This is a genomic window from Mesorhizobium sp. J8, assembly GCF_016591715.1.
Classification (GTDB): Bacteria; Pseudomonadota; Alphaproteobacteria; order Rhizobiales; family Rhizobiaceae; genus Mesorhizobium.
This window is the reverse complement of the sequence record NZ_AP024109.1, coordinates 2,340,562-2,360,873: the sequence shown is the minus strand read 5'-3', so window position 1 is coordinate 2,360,873 and position 20,312 is coordinate 2,340,562. Positions and strand designations below refer to the sequence as shown.

At 63.3% G+C, this 20,312-nt stretch carries 22 protein-coding genes and 1 tRNA gene; 7 read left to right on the top strand and 16 right to left on the bottom strand.

The genetic code is table 11. The features are described 5' to 3' along the window. Positions 1-133: 133 nt before the first annotated feature. The 5 genes from era to MJ8_RS10805 all read right to left on the bottom strand — a co-directional run bounded on the left by era (position 134) and on the right by MJ8_RS10805 (position 3,598). Complete coding sequence (gene era / locus MJ8_RS10825) at positions 134-1,066, bottom strand: GTPase Era (protein WP_201414359.1); 933 nt, start codon at positions 1,064-1,066, stop codon at positions 134-136. Continuing rightward, positions 1,051-1,785 (bottom strand): ribonuclease III, encoded by a 735-nt coding sequence (gene rnc / locus MJ8_RS10820; RefSeq protein WP_412177114.1) that lies wholly within the window; start codon positions 1,783-1,785, stop codon positions 1,051-1,053. Before rnc ends, era begins: the two co-directional genes overlap by 16 nt. Further along, a complete protein-coding gene (gene lepB, locus MJ8_RS10815) occupies positions 1,772-2,521 on the bottom strand; it encodes a signal peptidase I (protein ID WP_140755141.1) in 750 nt (249 codons plus the stop codon). Before lepB ends, rnc begins: the two co-directional genes overlap by 14 nt. Positions 2,522-2,600: 79 nt before the next feature. Further along, positions 2,601-3,014 carry a holo-ACP synthase gene (acpS, locus tag MJ8_RS10810; RefSeq protein ID WP_041009542.1) on the bottom strand — a complete coding sequence of 138 codons (414 nt, stop codon included), beginning with the start codon at positions 3,012-3,014 and terminating at the stop codon, positions 2,601-2,603. Then, on the bottom strand, positions 3,011-3,598 hold the full coding sequence (locus MJ8_RS10805; protein ID WP_201414357.1) for a DUF2062 domain-containing protein: 588 nt from the start codon (positions 3,596-3,598) through the stop codon (positions 3,011-3,013). Before MJ8_RS10805 ends, acpS begins: the two co-directional genes overlap by 4 nt. A gap of 212 nt (positions 3,599-3,810) precedes the next feature. Here MJ8_RS10805 and MJ8_RS10800 point away from each other — a divergent pair, with 212 nt between their 5' ends. Beyond that, a complete protein-coding gene (locus MJ8_RS10800; protein ID WP_201414356.1) occupies positions 3,811-4,341 on the top strand; it encodes a GNAT family N-acetyltransferase in 531 nt (176 codons plus the stop codon). On the opposite strand, the gene MJ8_RS10795 is transcribed toward MJ8_RS10800, so the two are convergent. From MJ8_RS10795 to rpoZ, 4 genes are all read right to left on the bottom strand, one after another. Then, a complete protein-coding gene (locus tag MJ8_RS10795) occupies positions 4,319-4,702 on the bottom strand; it encodes a VOC family protein (protein WP_201414355.1) in 384 nt (127 codons plus the stop codon). The two genes, MJ8_RS10800 and MJ8_RS10795, sit on opposite strands and share 23 nt — an antisense overlap. Positions 4,703-4,777: 75 nt before the next feature. Continuing rightward, a complete protein-coding gene (gene pyrE / locus MJ8_RS10790) occupies positions 4,778-5,356 on the bottom strand; it encodes an orotate phosphoribosyltransferase (RefSeq protein WP_201414354.1) in 579 nt (192 codons plus the stop codon). 71 nt (positions 5,357-5,427) lie between these two features. Further along, the gene (locus tag MJ8_RS10785) at positions 5,428-7,659 is read right to left on the bottom strand and encodes a RelA/SpoT family protein (protein WP_201414353.1); all 2,232 of its coding nucleotides are present in this window, start codon (positions 7,657-7,659) and stop codon (positions 5,428-5,430) included. Positions 7,660-7,831: 172 nt separating this feature from the next. Next, positions 7,832-8,233, bottom strand: a complete 402-nt coding sequence (gene rpoZ, locus MJ8_RS10780; protein ID WP_041002102.1) for a DNA-directed RNA polymerase subunit omega — start codon at positions 8,231-8,233, stop codon at positions 7,832-7,834. 303 nt (positions 8,234-8,536) lie between these two features. On the opposite strand from rpoZ, the gene MJ8_RS10775 reads away from it, so the two are divergent. Next, on the top strand, positions 8,537-9,118 hold the full coding sequence (locus MJ8_RS10775; RefSeq protein ID WP_040984251.1) for an NYN domain-containing protein: 582 nt from the start codon (positions 8,537-8,539) through the stop codon (positions 9,116-9,118). Positions 9,119-9,130: 12 nt separating this feature from the next. After that, a complete protein-coding gene (locus MJ8_RS10770; protein ID WP_201414352.1) occupies positions 9,131-9,787 on the top strand; it encodes a uracil-DNA glycosylase in 657 nt (218 codons plus the stop codon). A gap of 33 nt (positions 9,788-9,820) precedes the next feature. Here the strand turns inward: MJ8_RS10770 and MJ8_RS10765 are convergent, their stop codons facing one another. Beyond that, on the bottom strand, positions 9,821-10,294 hold the full coding sequence (locus tag MJ8_RS10765) for an Lrp/AsnC ligand binding domain-containing protein (protein ID WP_201414351.1): 474 nt from the start codon (positions 10,292-10,294) through the stop codon (positions 9,821-9,823). Between the two features lie 144 nt (positions 10,295-10,438). Here MJ8_RS10765 and MJ8_RS10760 point away from each other — a divergent pair, with 144 nt between their 5' ends. Continuing rightward, positions 10,439-11,368, top strand: coding sequence for a DMT family transporter (locus tag MJ8_RS10760; protein ID WP_201414350.1), 930 nt, complete (start codon positions 10,439-10,441; stop codon positions 11,366-11,368). Between the two features lie 39 nt (positions 11,369-11,407). Here the strand turns inward: MJ8_RS10760 and MJ8_RS10755 are convergent, their stop codons facing one another. The 3 genes from MJ8_RS10755 to dapA all read right to left on the bottom strand — a co-directional run bounded on the left by MJ8_RS10755 (position 11,408) and on the right by dapA (position 13,596). Beyond that, positions 11,408-12,124 (bottom strand): GH25 family lysozyme, encoded by a 717-nt coding sequence (locus MJ8_RS10755; protein WP_412177098.1) that lies wholly within the window; start codon positions 12,122-12,124, stop codon positions 11,408-11,410. Positions 12,125-12,209: 85 nt separating this feature from the next. Continuing rightward, positions 12,210-12,689 carry an SsrA-binding protein SmpB gene (gene smpB / locus MJ8_RS10750; RefSeq protein ID WP_041002108.1) on the bottom strand — a complete coding sequence of 160 codons (480 nt, stop codon included), beginning with the start codon at positions 12,687-12,689 and terminating at the stop codon, positions 12,210-12,212. A 25-nt stretch (positions 12,690-12,714) separates the two neighbouring features. Continuing rightward, complete coding sequence (gene dapA, locus MJ8_RS10745) at positions 12,715-13,596, bottom strand: 4-hydroxy-tetrahydrodipicolinate synthase (RefSeq protein WP_201414348.1); 882 nt, start codon at positions 13,594-13,596, stop codon at positions 12,715-12,717. A gap of 291 nt (positions 13,597-13,887) precedes the next feature. On the opposite strand from dapA, the gene MJ8_RS10740 reads away from it, so the two are divergent. Further along, a complete protein-coding gene (locus MJ8_RS10740) occupies positions 13,888-15,921 on the top strand; it encodes a lytic transglycosylase domain-containing protein (protein ID WP_201414347.1) in 2,034 nt (677 codons plus the stop codon). Between the two features lie 101 nt (positions 15,922-16,022). Beyond that, positions 16,023-16,922 carry an alpha/beta fold hydrolase gene (locus MJ8_RS10735; protein ID WP_201414346.1) on the top strand — a complete coding sequence of 300 codons (900 nt, stop codon included), beginning with the start codon at positions 16,023-16,025 and terminating at the stop codon, positions 16,920-16,922. A 178-nt stretch (positions 16,923-17,100) separates the two neighbouring features. On the opposite strand, the gene MJ8_RS10730 is transcribed toward MJ8_RS10735, so the two are convergent. The 3 genes from MJ8_RS10730 to MJ8_RS10720 form a co-directional block, all read right to left on the bottom strand. Beyond that, positions 17,101-18,177 (bottom strand): tyrosine-type recombinase/integrase, encoded by a 1,077-nt coding sequence (locus MJ8_RS10730; RefSeq protein ID WP_201414345.1) that lies wholly within the window; start codon positions 18,175-18,177, stop codon positions 17,101-17,103. 242 nt (positions 18,178-18,419) lie between these two features. Further along, complete coding sequence (locus tag MJ8_RS10725; protein ID WP_201414344.1) at positions 18,420-19,520, bottom strand: porin; 1,101 nt, start codon at positions 19,518-19,520, stop codon at positions 18,420-18,422. Positions 19,521-19,908: 388 nt separating this feature from the next. Next, positions 19,909-19,999: transfer RNA gene (locus tag MJ8_RS10720), tRNA-Ser, on the bottom strand. A gap of 108 nt (positions 20,000-20,107) precedes the next feature. Here MJ8_RS10720 and MJ8_RS10715 point away from each other — a divergent pair. Further along, the gene (locus MJ8_RS10715) at positions 20,108-20,308 is read left to right on the top strand and encodes a hypothetical protein (protein ID WP_201414343.1); all 201 of its coding nucleotides are present in this window, start codon (positions 20,108-20,110) and stop codon (positions 20,306-20,308) included. Positions 20,309-20,312 lie beyond the last annotated feature (4 nt).

Here is a 20,312-nt window from a genome sequence, read left to right as displayed (position 1 = left end):
CGCACAGCCTGTAAGCCGGGTGCAAGACCTTGGGCCCATCAGCGGCTAGCTCTTGGCGCTAGGCGGCCTTTCGGCCCGCACCGTTGCGCTTCGTCCAATTGGCCACAACGTGGACGAGCGCGGCTTGCCCGGCCTACCCCGGAAACTCCAGCCCCATCTCGCGGTAGCGCTCGGGGTCGTCGCCCCAGTTCTCGCGCACCTTCACGAACAGGAAGAGATGCACCTTCTGTTCGAGGATTTCGGCGATCTCGGTCCGCGCGGCCTGGCCGATGGCTCGGATCGTCTCACCCTTGTGGCCGAGCACGATCTTCTTCTGGCTGTCGCGCTCGACATAGATGACCTGCTCGATGCGCACCGAGCCGTCCTTCTTCTCTTCCCATTTCTCGGTCTCGATATGCGAGGAATAGGGAAGCTCCTGATGCAGCCGCAGATAAAGTTTTTCGCGGGTGATCTCGGCCGCGAGCTGCCGCATCGGCAGGTCGGAGATCTGGTCTTCCGGATAGTACCAGGGGCCGGCGGGCAACGTCTCGGCGAGATAATCGAGCAGGTCCTTGCACCCGGAGCCGGTGAGCGCGGAGACCATGAAGGTACGCTTGAACGGCACGCGTTCGTTCGCGGTCGCGGCCAAAGCCAGAAGCGTCTCCGGCTTGACGCGGTCGACCTTGTTGAGGACGAGCAGCATCGGCTGCTTGACGTCCTTCAGCCGGTCGAGGATGGCGTCGGCGTCGCCCTTGATGCCGCGCTCAGCGTCGATCAGAAGCACCACGACATCGGCATCCTTGGCGCCGCCCCAGGCGGTGGTCACCATAGCGGTGTCCAGCCGCCGCTTCGGCTTGAAGATGCCTGGCGTGTCGACGAAGACGATCTGCGCGTTGTCATGCGTGGCGATGCCGCGCACGATGGCGCGGGTGGTCTGCACCTTATGGGTGACGATCGACACCTTGGCGCCGACCAGCTGGTTGACCAGCGTCGACTTGCCGGCATTGGGCGCGCCGATCAGCGCGACGAAACCGGAGCGCGTCGGCGGGGCTTCAGGGTTTTCAATTTCTGTCATGCCGCGCTCCATACGCCTTCGCGCAGCAAAAGAGTAGCCGCGGCGGCCTGCTCGGCCTCGCGCTTGGAGCGGCCGCTGCCGGTCGCGGGAGCGAAAGAGCCGACCTTGACACTGACGGTGAAGAGCGGATCGTGGTCCGGCCCCTCGCGGCCGTCGACGCGGTAGGCCGGCACGGCGCCTGCTGCTGCCTGGTGCGCCCATTCCTGCAATTCGGTCTTGGCGTCGCGCCGCGCGGCGCCGATCGCCTGCGAGCGCGGCTGCCAGTAGCGATGGATGAAGGCGCGGGCAGCTTCGAGGCCACCGTCCAGGTAAAGCACGGCAATCAGCGACTCCAGCGCATCGGCGCGCAGATTGGTGCGCTTGCGCCCGTCGAGATTGCGCACATCGGAGCCGGCGCGGATCAACTCCGGGAGGCCGATCTCCTCGGCGATCTGGGACAGCGCCTCGGCATTGACCAGCGCATTGAGGCGCAGCGACAGCTCGCCCTCGGCGGCATCGGGAAAGGCGGCCAACAGCATGTCTGCGACGACGAGGCCGAGAACGCGGTCACCCAGGAATTCGAAGCGCTCGTAGTCGACACCGGCATGGGTCGAACGTGCGCTGGCATGGGTCAGCGCCCGCTGCAGGCGCTGGCGGTCGGCGAAGGCATGGCCGGTACGCTCGACAAGCGCTTCGGCCAGGGCATCGGCGGTCAAACGCTTGCTGGCCGCCATCGCTCTAGTGGACGAAATGGAACAGGCGCCCGGCGCGCATCAGCGACGGCCACTTCCAGATTTCCAGCGGACTCGCCTTGCCGGCGATCGAGAAGAAGATGAGGTTGGCGCGGCCGACGAGGTTCTCGGCCGGCACAAAGCCGACGGCGAAGCGGCTGTCGGAGGAATTGTCGCGATTGTCGCCCATCATGAAATAGTGCCCGGCCGGCACGACGAATTCGCGCGTGTTGTCGCCGATCGAATCCGAATTGATGTCGAGCGTGTCGTAGCTGACGCCGTTGGGTAGCGTTTCGCGATAGACGTCGATCGGCCGGTTTTCCTCGGTGACGTCGGGATTGTCGATCTGACCGGTCTTCACGCGCGGCACGCCGACGTCATTGATGAAGAGCTGGCCGTCCTTCATCTGGATCTTGTCGCCGGGCAGACCGACGACGCGCTTGATGTAGTCGACTGACGGATCCGGAGGGAACTTGAACACCACCACGTCGCCGCGCTTGGGCTCCGAGCCCCAAATGCGGCCCGAGAAGAGATCGGGACCGAAAGGCAGCGAATAGCGCGAATAGCCATAGGCCCATTTGGTGACGAAGAGATAGTCGCCTTCGAGCAGCGTCGGCCGCATCGAGCCGGACGGAATGGAGAAGGGCTGGAAAAGCAGCGTGCGGATGACGAGCGCGAGCAGCAGAGCCTGGATGATGACGGAGAAGGTTTCACCAAGCCCGCCGGATTTCTTCTGCGATTTTTCAGCCACGCTCATGTCGTCCTCGATTGTGCGATGTTGGTATAGAGTCTTGGCGCGCGCTGGGCAACGTCATGCCGCTGGTGGTCAGATGGAATCAATGTGGCGCTTGTTCGGCGGGCACTGCCTCGATGATCACAAAGGCTTGAGCAAGCGGGAAATCGTCGGTGATGGTGAGATGGATCAGCGCGCGGTGGCCTTTCGGCAGGATTTTCTCCAGCCTGGCCGCGGCGCCGCCGGTCAGCGCCATGGTCGGCGCGCCGCTCGGCAGGTTGACCACGCCCATATCGCGCCAGAACACGCCTTCGGCCATGCCGGTGCCTAGCGCCTTGGCGCAAGCCTCCTTGGCGGCGAAGCGCTTGGCATAGGAAGCCGCGCGGGCGGCACGCTTTTCCGACTTGGCCTGCTCGACCTCGGTGTAGATGCGCTGGACGAAGCGCTGGCCGTGCCGCTCCAGCGACTTTTCGATGCGTCTGATGTCGATCAGGTCGCTGCCGATGCCGATGATCATTCCGCCGGCACTTCCCGCCCGCCCTGCCGCGCCTTCTTCTCGGCGCGCTCGGCCGTGCGCTTCCGGCGTTGCTCGCGAAACGCGGTCATGCCCCAGCGGGTGATGCCGTAGAACACCAGTCCGAAGATCAAGCCAAGCAGCACCGCACCGATCAGCATTGGCTCCAGAACAGGCGCCCAGAGCTTGTCGAAGGAGAGCTTGTGCATCATTTCGCCAAGATGCTCAGGCGGCCCGTGCCTCGGCAGATGCTGACGCAGGATCAGTTTGCCGGTTTCCCAGGAGGCGCCCCACAAAAGCGGGGAGGTCAGCGGATTGCCGAAGAACACCGCGCCGAGCGCAGCCGCGACCAGATTGCCGGCGATCACCCAGCAAAGCACCGCGGCAACCACGAAATGAACGCCAAGCGGGAAGAAGGAGGCAAAAACGCCCGCGGCGACCCCGGCGGCGACCGAATGCGGCGTCGCCTTCAGCCGCAGGATGCGTTTGGAGAAATACTGCACGGAACGCGAGAACGAGCGGCGCGGCCATAGATAAGTACGCACCCGCTCCAGGAGGCCATCAGGCTCTCGGCGTCGAAAAAGCACTCTGTTCCAGTTCCCGGTCCAACACGCGCTGCCCCTGCCCACCGGGACGCGCCACACATATCTTGCGCTTCCATGGCGCAGAAAGGCAACAGTCTTTGATATAGAGACGGGCAGGCCGCGTAACAACGAAACGCCGCCGCGATGGTCTGCCGCAGGCTGTAACAAGGCCGTCATTCTGGCGAAACTGAGGAAACAACCGAGATGCGGAGCAAATGATCACCATTCGACCGGCGCGGGCCGAGGACGCGGAGGCATTGCCGGCGATCGAGCAATCGGCCGGACTGGCGTTCCGCGCCATTCCGGAACTGGCGTGGCTCGCCGACGGCGACAATGTCAGCGTCGAGCGACACCGCGGGCTGATCGCCGCAGGCGCATGTTGGATTGCCGCGGATGGGAAGGACCGGCCGGTCGGCTTCCTGAGCGCCGGGACCGAGGACGATGTGCTGCATGTCTGGGAGTTGGACGTGCGCCTCGACCGGCAGGGCCAGGGCATCGGCCGCGCCCTGCTCGAACGGGCGGTCGCGGACGCCGGGCGCCGCGGTCTGGCCGCGGTGACGCTGACCACGTTTCGCGCCGTCGCCTGGAATGCGCCCTTCTATCGCAAGTTCGGCTTTCGTATCCTGGAAGGCGCCGAGATCGACGGACGGTTGGCCAGCCTGCTCGGCGACGAGGCCGAGCACGGCATGGCTTTGGACCGGCGCTGCGCCATGCGGCTCGACCTCAGTCGAGCCGGTACTCGCTGACCTCGACCAGATTGCCGTCGGGATCGCGGAAATAGACCGACATCATCGGGCCGCGCGCGCCGGTGCGTAAGACCGGACCGACTTCGACCGCCACGCCGTTGGCTTCGAGGCTGGCCTGGACCTCGGCAAGCGGCACCGCCGCAACGAGGCAGAAATCGCCGGAACCGGGCGTCGGCGCCTTCGCCTTCGGCTCGAAAGTGCGGTCGATTTCGTGCAGGTTGATCTTCTGCGAGCCGAACAAAAGCGCGGTTGGCCGGTTCGGTTCATCGAGCCGCCGCATGCCAAGCACGCGCTCGTAGAAGTCGCAGGTCGCCTCGACCGAGCGGACCGTCAGCACGAAATGGTCGATACCGGCGATCATCGCTGCCCCGAAGCGGGCCGCGGCCAGAGAGAGACAAGCGGCGCGCGCAACTGCTTGCTTTCATACATTGCGGGTTCAGATGTTGCGGCTTCCCGGCTTAACGGCTGGAATGGCGGCAAGTTCCGGCGGCAGGCGGTCAGCGGGATAGGCAGGCACTTCATATTCGGCGAGCGCGACCAGCGGCACGCCGACATCGGTCTTGCCGGCCGAGCGGTCAATGATGCAGGCTGCCGCCACCACTTCGGCGCCAAGCTCGCGCAGGCAATCGATGGTCTCGCGGATCGACAGGCCGGTGGTGACGATGTCCTCGACGATGACGACGCGCGCGCCCTTGGCGATCTCGAAGCGGCGCAGCCTGAATTCGCCCCCTTCCCGCTCGACCCAGATCGCCGGCGCGCCGAGATGGCGCGAGGTCTCATAAGCAGGGATCAGGCCGCCGATGGCGGGGCCGACGACATAGTCGATCCTGCCGGGCACCGCCTTGCGTATCTTCTCGGCCAGCGCCTTGCAGAGACGCTCGGTCTTGTCGGCATGCATGAACACGCGGGCCTTCTGCAGGAAGACCGGGCTGCGCAGGCCCGACGTCAGGATGAAATGCCCTTCGAGAACGGCGCCGGCCTCGCGGAAAATGCCAAGCACTTCGTCGGTGTTCATTGTTCGGTCCCCCTTGGTGAATGGTGAGTGGTGAGTGGTAGTGAAAGCACCTTCTATTCACTGTTCGCTATTCACCCGTTGACACGCCGCGCGTCGCTGACGCTCGAATTGTCCTTGAGCTGCGACAGCAGCCGGTTGAGATGCTTCAGATCCCAGACCTCGAGGTCGATCAGCATCTCGGTGAAATCGGGCGCCGTGCGGATCATCGACAGCGTGTGGATGTTGGCGTCGTTGGACGCCACCACCTGGGCGATGTCGGCCAACGAACCGGGCGCATTGATGGCAGTGACCGAGATGCGCGCCGGGAACCGCTCCTTGGTGCGCTCGTCGATGTCCCAGCGCACATCGATCCAGCGCTCGGGCTGGTCGTCAAAGGCCTGCAGCGCCGGCGACTGGATCGGGTAGATGGTGATGCCGGTTCCGGGCTGGATGATGCCGACGATACGGTCGCCGGGCACGGCGCCTTCAGGAGCGAAGCGCACCGGCAGGTCGCCGCGCACGCCGCGGATCGGCACCGCGCCGTCGCGCGGCTGCTCCTTGCCCTTGCGCGCGGCGCGCGTGCCGGGCATCTGGAACAGCATGCCGGCGGCGTTGCGGATCTTCGACCAGCCCTCCTCGCGCGGCTTGGGCGGGGCGACGGTGACGCGCTCGTCCTTATAGTCGGGGAAGACCGCTTTCATGACGTCGGTCGAGCTCAACTCGCCGCGGCCGACGGAAGCCAGCACGTCCTCGATGTCCTTGCGCGCCAGCCGGTGCAGCACCGGCTTCAGGCTCTCCTTGGTGAAGGTCTTGCCGGCGCGCTCGAAGGCGCGTTCGAGGATGCGGGCGCCAAGGCCGGAATATTGCTTGCGGATCGCGTTCTTGGTGGCACGGCGGATGGCTGCGCGCGCCTTGCCGGTGACCACGACCGATTCCCAGGCGGCAGGCGGCACCTGCGCCTTGGAGCGGATGATCTCGACCTCGTCGCCATTCTTCAGCTCCGTCATCAGCGGCATGATGCGGCCATTGACCTTGGCGCCGACGCAGGTGTCGCCGACATCGGTGTGGACGGCATAGGCGAAGTCGATCGGAGTGGCGCCGCGCGGCAGCGCGATCAGCATGCCCTTGGGCGTGAAGCAGAACACCTGGTCCTGGAACAGCTCCAGCTTGGTGTTCTCGAGGAAATCCTCCGGGTTGTCGCCCTCGGCCAGTTGCTCAATGGTGCGCCTGAGCCAGGCATAAGCGTTGGTCTCCCTGGAGATCGCATGGGCGGCACCGTTCATCTTGCCGCCTGTATCCTTGTAGATCGAATGCGCAGCGACACCATATTCGGCGATCTTGTTCATCTCCTTGGTGCGGATCTGCAATTCGACGCGCTGGCGCGACGGCCCGACAATGGTGGTGTGGATGGAACGGTAGTCGTTCTGCTTCGGCGTCGAGATGTAGTCCTTGAAGCGGCCGGGCACCATCGACCAGGTGGTGTGAATGGCGCCGAGTGCGCGGTAGCAGTCGTCGACCGTGTCGACGATGACGCGAAAGCCGAAAATATCGGAGAGCTGCTCGAAGGAGAGCGCCTTGGCCTCCATCTTGCGGAACACCGACCACGGCTTCTTCTGCCGGCTCTTCACGCTCGCCTTGATGGCGTGTTTTTCGAACAAGCCCGACAGCGCCGTCTCGATCTCCTGCAGGACGCCTTTGTTGCGCTCGAAAATCTCGGCAAGCCTTGCCGTGACGGCGCGATAGGCCTCCGGATTGATGTAGCGGAAGGCGATTTCCTCCAGCTCCTCGCGCATGCCTTGCATGCCCATGCGCCCGGCCAGCGGCGCATAGATGTCCATCGTCTCCTCGGCGATGCGCAGGCGCTTGGACTCCGGCATATGGTCGAGCGTGCGCATGTTGTGCAGGCGGTCGGCAAGCTTGACCAGGAGAACGCGAATATCCTCGGAGATCGCGAGCAGAAGCTTGCGCAGATTCTCGGCCTGCTCGGCCTTCTTGGAGACCAGATCGAGCTTCTTCAGCTTGGTGAGGCCCTCGACCAGCTTGCCCATTTCGGGGCCGAAGAGCTCGTCGATCTCGGCGCGGGTCGCCGTCGTATCCTCGATCGTGTCGTGCAGCAACGCGACGGCGATGGTCGCCTCGTCCATATGCATGTCGGTGAGGATGGCGGCGACTTCGAGGGGATGCGAGAAATAGGGATCGCCCGAGGCGCGCTTCTGATGACCATGCTTCTGCATGGCATAGACGTAGGCCTTGTTGAGCAGCGCCTCGTTGACGTCAGGCTTGTAGCGCTGCACGCGCTCGACAAGCTCATACTGACGCATCATGGGCGGGATCTCGCGGTGCTGAAATGATTGATGCGCCGCACCGGCGTGCGACGCATCTCATAGATAGCCACGAAACTTACGAGACGGAAGTACCGGATGCTTGATCCAGGCGCGCTCGGAAGCTTTTTCAGAATCCGCTCAACAACCGGCTGAGCAGAATTGTCAAAAGCTCTTAGTAGTCGTCGCTCTTTTCCGGGGGCACCAAGCCTTCGATGCCGGCGAGCAGATCTTCCTCGCTCATGCGGTCGAATGCGATGTTCTCCTCGGCGTCGTCGGCGTCCGCCGCGACGGCGGTCGCGCCGGTCTGGTCGGTGATCGCCTCGCCCTCGGCCTCCGGCTCGTCGACCTCCACATGCTTCTGCAGCGAGTGGATCAGATCTTCCTTGAGGTCGTCCGGCGACAGCGTTTCTTCGGCGATCTCGCGCAGCGCGATGACCGGGTTCTTGTCATTGTCGCGCGGAACGGTGATCTGTGCGCCCTGGCTGATCTGGCGGGCGCGATGGCCGGCGAGCAGCACGAGTTCAAAACGGTTGTCGACCTTGTCGATGCAATCTTCAACGGTTACGCGGGCCATGGACTGCCCCTTTCATGCGATGGATTTGATGGAAAGCTGGCGCGCTCCATAACGCGGGCGCGGGCGAAATACAAGCTTTATGGCGCCGGCGCCAGCTTGGCCGGCCATTGCCCGGCTCATCATCGCGCCACGCCATGATGCGGCTCACATAGTGGCGATCACAATTGCTTGCAATGCGAGGCCTGCCCTTGGATATCCATAAATTGCGCGTTATCTCGGATGTGACGGTATCAGGGTCCATTTGTCGGACCTATTCGTCAAACGCTTTTAGACGACAGAAATTTTCGAAAGGGATGTTTTTCAATGTTCGATCCCCGTGAAAAGATCGCTCTTTTCATCGACGGCGCCAATCTCTACGCCACGTCCCGCGCGCTGGGTTTCGACATCGACTACCGCAAGCTCCTGTCGAGCTTCCAGAAGCGCGGCTATCTTTTGCGCGCCTATTATTACACCGCGCTGGTCGAGGATCAGGAATATTCCTCGATCCGGCCGCTGATCGACTGGCTCGACTATAACGGCTTCAAGGTGGTGACGAAGCCCGCCAAGGAATTCACCGACTCGACCGGCCGCCGCAAGATCAAGGGCAATATGGATATCGAGCTGACGGTCGACGCGCTGGAGCTCGCCGACGTCGTCGACCACTATGTGATCTTTTCGGGCGACGGCGACTTCCGCACGCTGGTCGAGGCGCTGCAGCGGCGCGGCCGCAAGGTGTCGATCATCTCGACCATGGCTTCGCAGCCGCCGATGATCTCCGACGACCTGCGCCGCCAGGCCGACCATTTCATCGACCTGATGACGCTGAAGAGCGAAGTCGGCCGGGATCCATCCGAGCGGCCGGTGCGGCGGCCGGAACCCGCCGAAGTCGACGAGGACGATTATTGACGGGCGGCGGCCTTGAGCGCCGCGCCCTCCCCCGAACCCAGCCGCGACTGTCCGCTTTGCCCGCGGCTGCATGATTTCATCGCCGCCTGGCGCGAGCGCGAGCCGGGCTGGTTCAACGCGCCGGTACCTACCTTCCTGCCCCCGGAAGGCGAGAATTCGGTCAAACTCCTGATCGTAGGGCTGGCGCCGGGCCTGCGCGGCGCCAACCGAACGGGGCGACCCTTCACCGGCGACTATGCCGGCGACCTGCTCTACGGCACGATGATCAAGCATGGCCTGGCGCGCGGCGAGTTCAAGGCAAGGCCGGATGACGGGCTCGAGCTTGTCGGCACCGCCGTCACCAATGCGGTGCGCTGCGTGCCGCCGGAGAACAAACCGGTCGGCGCCGAGATCGCCACCTGCCGGACTTTTCTAAAGCCGACGATCGAGCGCTTCCCCAACTTGCGCGCCATACTGACGCTGGGTTCGATCGCGCATCAGTCGACGGTGCGGGCGCTGGGTGGGCGCGTCGCCGCCTTGCCGTTCCGCCATGGCGGACGCCAGGAAGCCGGCGGCGTCACGCTGTTTTCCAGCTATCACTGCTCGCGCTACAACACCAATACGGGCGTGCTGACGGAAGAGATGTTCGTCAACGTGTTCAGCGAGATCGCGACGTTGCTGAAGAGCTAGACTCAAGCGGCTTCCCGTCGGTCCGCCCCCCACTCATACCGGCAGCAGCGCGTCCGGCTTCACGTCGCCGATCGAGGCGTAAGTGTGCGTCTCTTTCACGCCCGGCAGCGCGAGAATGACCCGCGTCAGGAAATCCTGATAGGCCGCCATTTCCGAGATGCGCGCCTTTACCAGATAGTCGAAGCCGCCGACGACCATATGGCACTCGAGAACCTCGGGCGCCTTGGTCACCGCTTCGGCGAAGCGTTCGAAAATATGAGGCGCCGTGTGATCGAGACGCACCTCGATGAAGACGAGCGTGCCGCGTCCGATCTTTGCCGGATTGAGCACGGCCCTGACCGCGGTGATGTAGCCTTCCCGAAACAGCCGCTTCACCCGCAGGCTGGTGCCGGTCGGCGACAGTCCCACACGGGTTGCGAGATCAAGCGTGGTGCGGCGCCCATCCTCCTGCAGCAGCCGAAGAAGATTGCGGTCGACCGCGTCGAGATCGTTTGCTTCAGCATTCACGCCAAATCCGCCTTAAATCTACGAGTTTCACTCGAGTTTCGATGAAAGAGCGTATTTTACCACAGGCTTTTCGGCAATAGCCTGTGCCTGCATCGCATTCCGCGGAGATGATCTTCAGCGGCGATGTCACGACGGCGGCAGGACATGGCGAACGCGCGAGACTCAGGAAAGTCCAGGCTGGCGATCATCGCGGGCCTGACCATGATCGGCATCTACGCTATCCAATTCGTCGCCGCCCGCTTCAGCCTCCGGGAGCACCTCACGGCGACGGATCTGGCCGCCTTGCGCTTTGGCGGCGCGGGGGCGATCTTTCTGCCGATCGTCTGGCGCGGCGGCTTCGCGAGCATGAGGGCGCTTGGTTGGCAACGGGCCCTGGTTTTGGCGGCGCTGGCTGGATTGCCTTATCCGCTGATCATCAACTGCGGACTGACTTATGCTCCCGCCGCCCATGCGGCTGCGCTGTGTCCAGCGTCGATCGTCTTCTTTTCGTTCCTGCTGTCACGCATCGTCTTCAAGGACGGCGCTTCGCGGCAACGGACCATCGGTGTCCTTGCGATCATCGCCGGCCTGTCGCTGTTCGTCGCGCCGGCACGCGCCGGCACCGGCGGCGTTCTCTTCGGCGATATGCTTTTCATCGGATCGGGCCTGATGTTTTCGGCCTATGCCGTCCTTGTCAGGCGCTGGCATGCCGATCCCGTCACGGCGACGGCCGCGGTGGTGCTCCTGTCGTGCCTGCCGCTGCCGGTTCTCTATGTCTTCGCGCCAAGCCATATCCATGCCGCGGCAGCCACGGAGATCATCAGCCAGATCGTGGTCCAGGGGATCCTGGCCGGCGCGGCGGCCATGTTTCTTTATACTTATATCGTCCAGCAATTGGGGCCGCAGACGGCATCGCTGTTCCTGCCCGGCATACCGATAGCCACCGTGGTTGTCGGCATGGCCGTGCTCGGCGAAACGCCGACGGCGATCCAGTTCGCAGCCATCGCGATCATGGCCGCCGGGATGGGCTTATCGGCGATCGGAGGACGTATTGCCGGCAAACGCCTCAATGCAGCGGCGCCGGGAGGATCGTGAGCCTTCTGCGGTACGGCAGACACTTAAAGGGCCTGTAATTCAAGGCGTCGGCGCGAACAACGCCGCCAGCGTCTCGCGGCTGCCCTTCAGAACGTTCAGATCGACATCGCCTTCGATGCCGTCGACGCGGCCCATATTGTGATATTGCCAGTAGATCCAGTCGTTCTCGCGCGGCCTCAGCGCCAGCGAACGCAGCCAGCGCTGACGGGTCATGATGCTGCGGGAATAGGCGTCGGCCGCCTCGTCGGTCAGATAGAAGATCGCCGGCTTGCCGAACGCCGTCTCGACCGGGCCGAGGAAAGCGGCAAGCTTCGCGTTCAACTGCTCGGGCGATGGCCGTTGCGGGCAGTTGCCGCCGAATTCGATGTCGACCACCGGCGGCAAGAGCGGCTCGCCGCGCGGCACGACCGCAATGAAGTTCCTCGCCTGATCGGCGCCGGGTCGGCAAAAGGTGAAGAAATGATAGGCGCCGACCGCCAGGCCGGCCGCGCGGGCTTCACGCAAGTTGGTGGCGAACAGGGTGTCGACATGGGTGCCGCCTTCGGTCGCCTTGATGATGGCGAAGGAGACATCGTCGGCCGCGACGCGTCGCCAGTCGATCTTTCCCTGATGGTGGGAAACGTCGATGCCCCGGATCGGGAATTCCTGGCGATCCGGAGAAAAGCCACGGAACCAGAAGAATGCACCCGCCGCGACGGCACAGGCGACAACCACGCCCGCAAGGCCCCAGAGAACAATCCGCTTACCCAAGACCATCCCCCGTCGGAAGGCGCGTATGCGCCGGACCAGAGAACCGGCCGGCGGCTTTTTTCAGGCGACCGGGTGCGGCCGGCCCGAAAGCTCAGCCGCGCTCCTTCAGCAACCGGCCCTTCTCGCGCGACCAGTCGCGCTGCTTTTCGGTCTCGCGCTTATCGTGCAGTTTCTTGCCGCGGGCAATCGCGAGCAGCAGCTTGGCGCGGCCGCGATCGTTGAAATAGATCTTCAGCGGCACCAGCGTCATGCCCTCGCGCTCGACGCTTTGGGAGAGTTTCGCCATCTCGCGCTTGGAGACCAGCAATTTGCGGCGCCGGCGCGGCTCGTGGTTGAAGCGGTTGGCCTGCAGATATTCCGGCAGATAGGAATTGATCAGCCAGATCTCGCCACCCTCGGCCGAAGCGTAGCTCTCCTGGATGTTGGCCTGGCCCTGGCGCAGCGACTTGACCTCGGTGCCGGTCAGCACCAAGCCGGTCTCGATCGTGTCGAGCACCTCGTAAGAGAAACGCGCCTTGCGGTTTTCGGCGACCGTCCTGTTGTTGGGGTCGGCTTTCTTGACTTGATTCATAATGCGGAGAGGTGGCGCCTCATCCCTAATTTATCAAGCCGGCGTGCTTCAGCGCCGCGTCGATCTTTTCCGCGGTCGAGGGCTCGACCGTCACCAGCGGCGAGCGCACCACGTTCTCGATCTTGCCCAGCTTCGACAAGGCATATTTCGACCCCGAAACGCCGGGCTCCATGAAGATCGCCTTGTGCAGCGGCAAGAGCCGGTCCTGCAGCTCGAGCGCCTTGGCGCTGTCGCCGGAGAGCGTGGCTTCCTGGAACTCGGCGCAGAGCCGCGGCGCGACGTTGGACGTCACAGAGATGCAGCCGACGCCGCCATGGGCGTTGAAGCCAAGCGCGGAAGCATCCTCGCCGGAGAGCTGGATGAAATCCTTGCCGCAGGTCATGCGCTGCTCGGAGACACGCTCGACCTTGCCGGTGGCATCCTTGACGCCGGCGATGTTCTTGAAGTCATGCGCCAGGCGCCCCATCGTCTCGGGCGTCATGTCGATCACCGAGCGCGGCGGGATGTTGTAGATGATGATCGGCAGCCTGGTCGCGCGGGCGACGGCGGCGAAATGCTCATAAAGGCCGCGCTGGGTGGGCTTGTTGTAATAAGGCGTGACGACAAGGGCGGCATCGGCGCCGGCCTGTTCGGCATATTTCACCAGGCCGACCGCTTCCTCGGTGTTGTTGGAGCCTGCGCCGGCGACGACCGGCACCCTGCCCTTGGCCACCTCGATCGCGACCTTCACGACATGGCGGTGCTCCTCATGCGAGAGCGTCGGCGACTCGCCGGTGGTGCCGACCGGGACGAGGCCCTTGGTGCCCTCGGCGATCTGCCATTCGACAAATAAGCGAAAGGCTTTCTCGTCGAAGCGCCCGCTCTTTTCGAACGGTGTCACGAGCGCGGTGAGCGAGCCTCTCAGCATATCGTCCAAACTCCTTGGAACTTCGTTTTGTTTATGCATGTCGTCATCCCAAAACCGGTCCCACTTTTGGGCGACATGCGTCGGTATCTTGTTTGCGCGCCTTCTAACCGAAAGCGAAGCCGCGCACCATAGTCTCGACATTGTTCATCGGCAAGGATCACCATGGTGCCAGCAAGCGCAATTCGAACGGCCTCGATAACCTTTTGTTTACGAGCCCTTCACGACCTAAGTTTAGGCTTCGCATCGGGTTCTCAGTGCCCGCGCCTGCTGACAATGTGCTAGGATCGTAAAATGCCGACGAGGCGGCCTCATCTCTTCGCGCTTTTGGGCGCGATCGTCGCGCTGATGCCAGGCATGGCGATCGGCGGCAGCGTCGACGCGCGCGTGACGGCCTCGATCCCGGCTCCTGATGCACCGCAGGCGCCCGGCCCCACCGCTCAGTCCGCCGATATAGCGCAACTGAAGAGCGGGCTCGACGCGCTCGCCGCCAACAACATTGCCGGCGCGCGCAATGCGCGCGATACGCTGCCTGCCACTTCACTCGACCGGCACATCCTGGCGTGGGCGATCGCGCTCTACGGCGGCGACAAGGTGCCGAGCGGCGAGATTGCCGACGCCGCCAAGATGCTGCCCGGGTGGCCGGGCACGATCGCGCTGCGCAAGAACAGCGAGCGCGCGCTCTATCGCGAGAACCCGCCACCGCAGGTAGTGGTGCAGGCCTTCGGTCGCAGCCAGCCGCTGACGCCCGAGGGCGTCATCATCCTGGCCCGCTCGCAGGTGGCGTTGGGCAATCAGGCGGCGGCGCGATCGGTGCTGGTGCCATTCTGGCGCACCGAGAAGCTGGAAGCCAAGGACGAGGCTGCAATCATCAAGGAGTTCGGCACGCTTATTCCGGCGGCCGATCATCGCTACCGCATGGAGCGCATGTTCTATGCCGACCGGCCGTCCTCGGCGCTGCGGGTCGCCGGCCTCGCCGGCGCGCAGCCGCTGGCGGACGCGTGGGCGGCTGCTGACAAGGGCGACAAGAACGCCGCCAAGTTGTTGAAGGCGGTGCCTGCGGCACAGCGCTCGGCAGGCTATTTCTTCGCCGAGGCGGAATATCTGCGCAAGCAGCAGAAATTCGCCGATGCCGCCGCTGTCGTGATGAAGGCGCCGACCGACCGCGACGCGCTGGTCGACCCCGATGCCTGGTGGGTCGAGCGTCGCGTACTGTCGCGCGAGCTGGTTGATCAGGGCGACATGAAGACCGCCTACAAAATCGTCTCCATGCATGCGGCCGAGAGCCCGGCCAATGCCGCCGAGGCTGAATTCCATGCCGGCTGGTACGCGCTGCGCGGCCTCAACGATCCGGCGACCGCCGCCATCCACTTCAAGCGCATCGCCGAGCTCGCGCAGGGACCGGTGTCGCTGTCGCGCGCCTATTACTGGCTCGGCCGCGCGGCGGAAGTCGGCGGTCCGGGCAGCGCCAAGGATTATTTCACGCGCGCGGCCGGTTACGGCACGACCTTCTACGGCCAGCTCGCGGGCGAGCGCGTGGGCCTGAGGACGCTCAACATCGTCTACCCCAAACCGAGCGCCGCCGACCGCCAGAGCTTCGACGGCCGCGAGGCGGTCGCCGCGATCAAGCGGCTGCAGGAGGCGGGCTATGACCGCTATGCCGAAACGCTCTACCGCGACCTTGCCGGGCAGTTGACCAGCCCGGGCGAACTGGCGCTGCTTGCGGTGCTGGCCGAAAAGCAGGGCAATCATTTCATGGCGCTGAAGGTCGGCAAGATCGCCGCCCAACGCGGCATCGATGTTGGCGCGCTGTCGCATCCGCTGGGCGTCATTCCCGATTCGGCCAATATTTCGGGGTCCGGCAAGGCGCTTGCCTACGCCATCGCGCGCCAGGAGAGCGAGTTCAATGTCGGCGCCATCTCCAGCGCCGGCGCGCGCGGCCTGCTGCAGTTGATGCCAGGCACAGCCAAGCAGCTGGCGAAGAAGGCCGGCATGAGTTTCTCGCAAGCACGGTTGACGAGCGATGCCGGCTACAACGCGACGCTGGGCTCGACTTTCCTCGGCGAGCAGCTCGACCGCTTCGGCGGCTCCTATGTGCTGACTTTCGCCGGCTACAATGCCGGCCCGAACCGCGCCGCCCAATGGGTGGCGAAATACGGCGACCCACGTGGCAAGGACGTGGACGCCGTCGTCGATTGGATCGAGCGGATTCCCTACACGGAAACAAGAAGTTACGTGCAGCGCGTGATGGAGAATTACGAGGTCTACAAGATGCGTATTTCGGGCAAATACGACATCGTGGGGGACCTTGTGAACGGACGCAGTTGAGCGCTTTCTTTCCTTCTCCCTTGTGGGAGAAGGGAAGGGTGTTTGACGATCCGCGCCGTCGCCTGTAGCTGTCGGCCACCCCAGCGAGGAGCGGTATTCCGATGGCGAGCGACGAAGGCTTTTCCGACTTTTTCTACGCAGCGCCTGACGGCCTGAACCTCCACGCCCGGATCTACGGTGAGGCGAATGGCAAGGGCATGCCGGTCGTTTGCCTGCCTGGCCTTACGCGCAACGCGCGCGACTTCCACGAACTGGCCCTCTACCTTTCCAATGGGGCCAAGAACCCGCGCAAGGTCGTCGCCATCGACTATCGCGGGCGCGGGCAATCGGACCACGATCCCGATATCGGCCACTATAATGTCGGGGTCGAAGCCGGTGACGTGCTTGCCGGGCTGTCCGCGCTCGGCATCGAGCAGGCCGCCTTCATCGGCACCTCACGCGGCGGGCTGATCATCCATGTGCTCGGGGCGTTGAAGCCCGCCGCACTGAAAGCCATCGTGCTGAACGACATCGGCCCGGTGATCGAGGCGGAGGGCCTCGCCCATATCCGCGCCTATCTCGACCGCGCGCCGAAACCGAGGACCTTCGCCGAGGCGGTGGATGCGCAGCGGCGCGTGCATGGCGCCGATTTCCCGGCGCTCACCGACGCCGACTGGGCGCGGATGGTCCGGGCAATCTGCCGCGAGACGGAAGCCGGCTGGGTGCCGGATTTCGATCCGGCCCTGGTCGACACGCTGGCCGGCATCGACTTCAGCAAGCCGCTGCCGGATCTGTGGCCGCAGTTCGACGCGCTTGCCGCCATTCCGTTGCTTGCCATTTGCGGCGCGAACTCGAAGCTGCTTTCCACGGCAACGCTTAACGAGATGCAGAAGCGGCATGCCGGCATGGAATCGATCATCGCCGAAGGCCAGGGCCACGCGCCCTTACTCGAAACCGGCAATTTGCCGGAAAAGATCGCCGCGTTTCTCGATCGAGAAGAAAATCAAGTCAAACAAAAGTAAAGCTCGAGACTATATCGGCATCGAGCTTTATCACGAAATATAGATTTTTATCCCTCAGCGAGGCCGATCCGACCGGCCTAGCGCGTTTCACCGTTTCACGGAAACGGCGAAACACCCTATGTCTTTGCTTTTACGCAATTCCGGACGGAAAACCGCTCACACTTTTCCTGGAATTGCTCTATTCGCCTTTCGAGCGTTTGCGGGACGTCTTGACCGGTTCCGACCCTTTCGCTTTCCGAGACGATGGGGCGGAGGTCGGCGTGGTGAGGGGCGACGCGAACACGGAGTTCTCCGCCGACCGCGGCGAGGCTTCATCGCCGCGCGGCTTTTCCAGAACGACGACGCAGCCATCGAGATCGTTGGTGGCCAGATGCGCGTAACGCATGGTCATCGACAATGTCTGGTGGCCCAGCCACATCTGGACGCGCCTTATGTCGATACCGCCCTGGACGAGACGTGAAGCGCAAGTGTGACGCAGGATATGCGGCACCACCTGCTCGTCGGCGCCGAGACCGACTTCCGCCTTCGCTTCGTTCCAGATCGCACGGTACTGCGCCTGCGTCAGCTTGGTGAACGGGCCTTTCGGCCGGCGCCCTTCCGTACTCGGCGGAAGCTTGATGACTTCCTTGACGCGTTCGGTCATCGGAATGGTGCGGCTGCGGCCGGATTTGGTGATCCAGAAAGAGACCCGATGCTCCTGGATGTCGTTCCAGATCAGGCCGAGCGCCTCGCCGAGACGGCAGCCGGTGTCGACAAGGAAGACGGAAAGCCTGTAGGCATCCTCGCTGCGGCTCCTGATCGCCGCGAACAGCCTTGCTTCTTCGTCCCTTTCGAGGAAACGAATCCGTCCCGCCCGCTCCTTCTGGCGGCGGAACTCGGGCAGGCTGTGGATATCTCCCATCTTATGCGCCTTACGCAGCAATTTGCTGAGGGCAGCCATCTTGCGATTGATGGTTGCATTGCTGTTGCCGCGCTGGCGCAATGTACCGATAAGATTGTCCAGGGTGTTCTGGTCAAAGGTGCTGAAACGCTCTCCCAGAAGGATCTCGTCTATTTCACCGATGAAAGAGCTGACATTGTATTTATGCCGCCCGTCATCCCAGAGTATATCTCGATAAGCTGCGAAGAGCTCCCCGACCCTATACGATTTTACTTCTCTGATCTTGTTGTAGGTGTACCGAAAGTTCGAATTCTGAGAAGAAAATACCGCAAAATGACCAGAGGGCTCACCCTCTTGAACCGCTTCGTTCGACATTTTAGCCACACCCCCTGTGGTTAAGAGACCAGCCCTAACCGCTCGGGAGTGTCCTTTCAAGAGTTTTCGAATCTTGCCGACGACCTCGTCCACGCATTGCGGACCCCACAGATCGCCCAACAGATCCGATCAGCTTATCGTTTCACCCCCATCCTTTCGTTTGAATTGCCGCAGTCGCGAAAACAAAAACGGCCCGGGCGTGAATGCGCCCGGGCCGGATTTTACCTGTCGAGTACCAGCCCTTAGAAGTCGCGCTGGAAGCGGACGAAGCCGCCGAGGGCGTTCTTCTTGCCGTCCGGGATACCGGTCCAGTTGTAGCCGTTGTTGTCGTGGTCGTTATGAGCCCAGTCAAGTTCGGTGATGACCGAGAAGCCGGGAACGATCGTGTAGGCAACGTTCGCGGCAAGACCGAACTCCTTGGCTTCGTCATACGAAACCTGGAGGTTGAACGAGGTCTTCTCGTTGAACTTGTAGGTGCCACCGCCCCACACAGCCCAGTTGCCGCCCCACACCTTGTAGAAGTTGCGCGGAGCGTTGTCGTCGGTGCCGTAGCCGCCCATGACGAACAGCGAGAAGGCGTCGTTGACGTTCACGTCCAAGCGAACCTTGCCGGCCCACTCTTCCCAGTTGCTGTTGTACGCGACGACGCCGCTGATGCCGCCCCAGCCCTGGGTCCACTTCACGCCGCCGACGACGTGCGGCATGTAGCTATCGATGAGCTCGCTGCCGGCGAAGTTGTAACCGGCGTAGGAGTTGCCCTCTTCGAACGAGACAATGGCCGAGAAGCCGTTGCCGGCGTCGAAGGTGTAGCTGATCAGGTTGGTGTCGAAGCCGCCGTAAGGCACGATCGTATCGTTGATGACCGCGCCGGCGTAGCCGGTGAAGGTATCGAAGGCCGATTCGTCAGCGCCGATACGCAGGCCGCCGAGCTGGATCCATGCAAAGTGAGCGTTGATGTCAGTAGCACCGTTCAGGAAGTCAAAGCGAGTCTCGGTGTAGGTCTTCAAGGTGCCGAGCTCGGTTTCCTGGCCGGTCCAGGTCTTCAGCGCGAAACGAGCGCGCTTCGACCACGAACGCTGCGAGTCACCGTCCATGACGTCGGTGGTACCGCGGCCCGTGAACGAGCCTTCCTGGCCAGCCGAGGCGTCATAGCGGACATAGCCGCCGATGCGCAGGCAGGTTTCGGTGCCCGGGATGTAGAAGTAGCCAGCGCCGTAGACGTCGCAGATCTTGACGTATTCGGCCGGTTCCGGCTCGGCGACGGTCACCGCGTCGGCGGCGCGAGCACCGGAAACTGCGACCAGAGCCGCAGCTGAGCCGAGAAGAAGGCTCTTGATGTTCATTTTCTGACCTCCAGTCAAAAGTTAAAAAACGGGTCTGGGTATTTTTTGCTGAAGGACAGCGTTCCCTGCCCCATCCCCACTACCGAAAAAGATGCGCACCGCGCCGCTCCTTCGAAGCTGACATTACCCATGAGCCGGCGCCGTTCAACCACGATCGTGTCGCCGCGAGGGCTGTCCGGGCGCTATCGCCGGGCGTTGTTGCACAAATGACACGATTTGGCCTCACTCAGAAAGCTCTCGTTAACCATCGAGGCCCTCGAGGCCGCTCAATCCGGGCGAATCCGGCAATGGGTCGGCCCAATTGCGGCGCGCCGGCGAGTCGGCCGCCAACCGGTTGCCGCAGAATCGCCACTTGTGAGGAAGGTTTGTCGCGCGGCGCGGGGGAGGATGGCGGAGAGGATGGGATTCGAACCCACGAGAAGCTTTTGACCTCTACTCCCTTAGCAGGGGAGCGCCTTCGACCACTCGGCCACCTCTCCGTCGCGCCGCTGGATAAAGAAAAGCGCGGGCACAATCAACAAGCCGGCGCCATAATCGCCGAAAAATCCTTCGGCCCGCAGCTGCGACAGCCGGCATGACATCGGATCATGAGCGGCGAATCGGGACTTGCGCGGCCTTTCGAGCCAAGCCCCGGCGACTTCATCCGAACTCCATCGCACATCGACAACCGGACGCGCAATCGCCCGGGCAATAGCTTTGGCTTCGCCGGGCAGGGCGAAAAAGAAAGCAATAACAAAGCATTGATGGCGATTTCGACCGAGGACGCTATCGCTTCCAGTCGATTCTGACTGG

Bases quoted from the DNA above. Each gene is read 5' to 3' on its own strand.
- MJ8_RS10775 (WP_040984251.1), top strand. From the start codon at position 8,537: ATGTTCGATCCCCGTGAAAAGATCGCTCTTTTCATCGACGGCGCCAAT.
- dapA (WP_201414348.1), bottom strand. From the start codon at position 13,596: ATGCTGAGAGGCTCGCTCACCGCGCTCGTGACACCGTTCGAAAAGAGC.
- acpS (WP_041009542.1), bottom strand. From the start codon at position 3,014: ATGATCATCGGCATCGGCAGCGACCTGATCGACATCAGACGCATCGAA.
- MJ8_RS10785 (WP_201414353.1), bottom strand. From the start codon at position 7,659: ATGATGCGTCAGTATGAGCTTGTCGAGCGCGTGCAGCGCTACAAGCCT.
- lepB (WP_140755141.1), bottom strand. From the start codon at position 2,521: ATGAGCGTGGCTGAAAAATCGCAGAAGAAATCCGGCGGGCTTGGTGAA.
- MJ8_RS10730 (WP_201414345.1), bottom strand. From the start codon at position 18,177: ATGTCGAACGAAGCGGTTCAAGAGGGTGAGCCCTCTGGTCATTTTGCG.
- MJ8_RS10800 (WP_201414356.1), top strand. From the start codon at position 3,811: ATGATCACCATTCGACCGGCGCGGGCCGAGGACGCGGAGGCATTGCCG.
- pyrE (WP_201414354.1), bottom strand. From the start codon at position 5,356: ATGAACACCGACGAAGTGCTTGGCATTTTCCGCGAGGCCGGCGCCGTT.
- era (WP_201414359.1), bottom strand. From the start codon at position 1,066: ATGGAGCGCGGCATGACAGAAATTGAAAACCCTGAAGCCCCGCCGACG.
- MJ8_RS10735 (WP_201414346.1), top strand. From the start codon at position 16,023: ATGGCGAGCGACGAAGGCTTTTCCGACTTTTTCTACGCAGCGCCTGAC.
- MJ8_RS10740 (WP_201414347.1), top strand. From the start codon at position 13,888: ATGCCGACGAGGCGGCCTCATCTCTTCGCGCTTTTGGGCGCGATCGTC.
- MJ8_RS10725 (WP_201414344.1), bottom strand. From the start codon at position 19,520: ATGAACATCAAGAGCCTTCTTCTCGGCTCAGCTGCGGCTCTGGTCGCA.
- MJ8_RS10760 (WP_201414350.1), top strand. From the start codon at position 10,439: ATGGCGAACGCGCGAGACTCAGGAAAGTCCAGGCTGGCGATCATCGCG.
- rpoZ (WP_041002102.1), bottom strand. From the start codon at position 8,233: ATGGCCCGCGTAACCGTTGAAGATTGCATCGACAAGGTCGACAACCGT.
- MJ8_RS10755 (WP_412177098.1), bottom strand. From the start codon at position 12,124: ATGGTCTTGGGTAAGCGGATTGTTCTCTGGGGCCTTGCGGGCGTGGTT.
- MJ8_RS10795 (WP_201414355.1), bottom strand. From the start codon at position 4,702: ATGATCGCCGGTATCGACCATTTCGTGCTGACGGTCCGCTCGGTCGAG.
- smpB (WP_041002108.1), bottom strand. From the start codon at position 12,689: ATGAATCAAGTCAAGAAAGCCGACCCCAACAACAGGACGGTCGCCGAA.
- MJ8_RS10715 (WP_201414343.1), top strand. From the start codon at position 20,108: ATGAGCGGCGAATCGGGACTTGCGCGGCCTTTCGAGCCAAGCCCCGGC.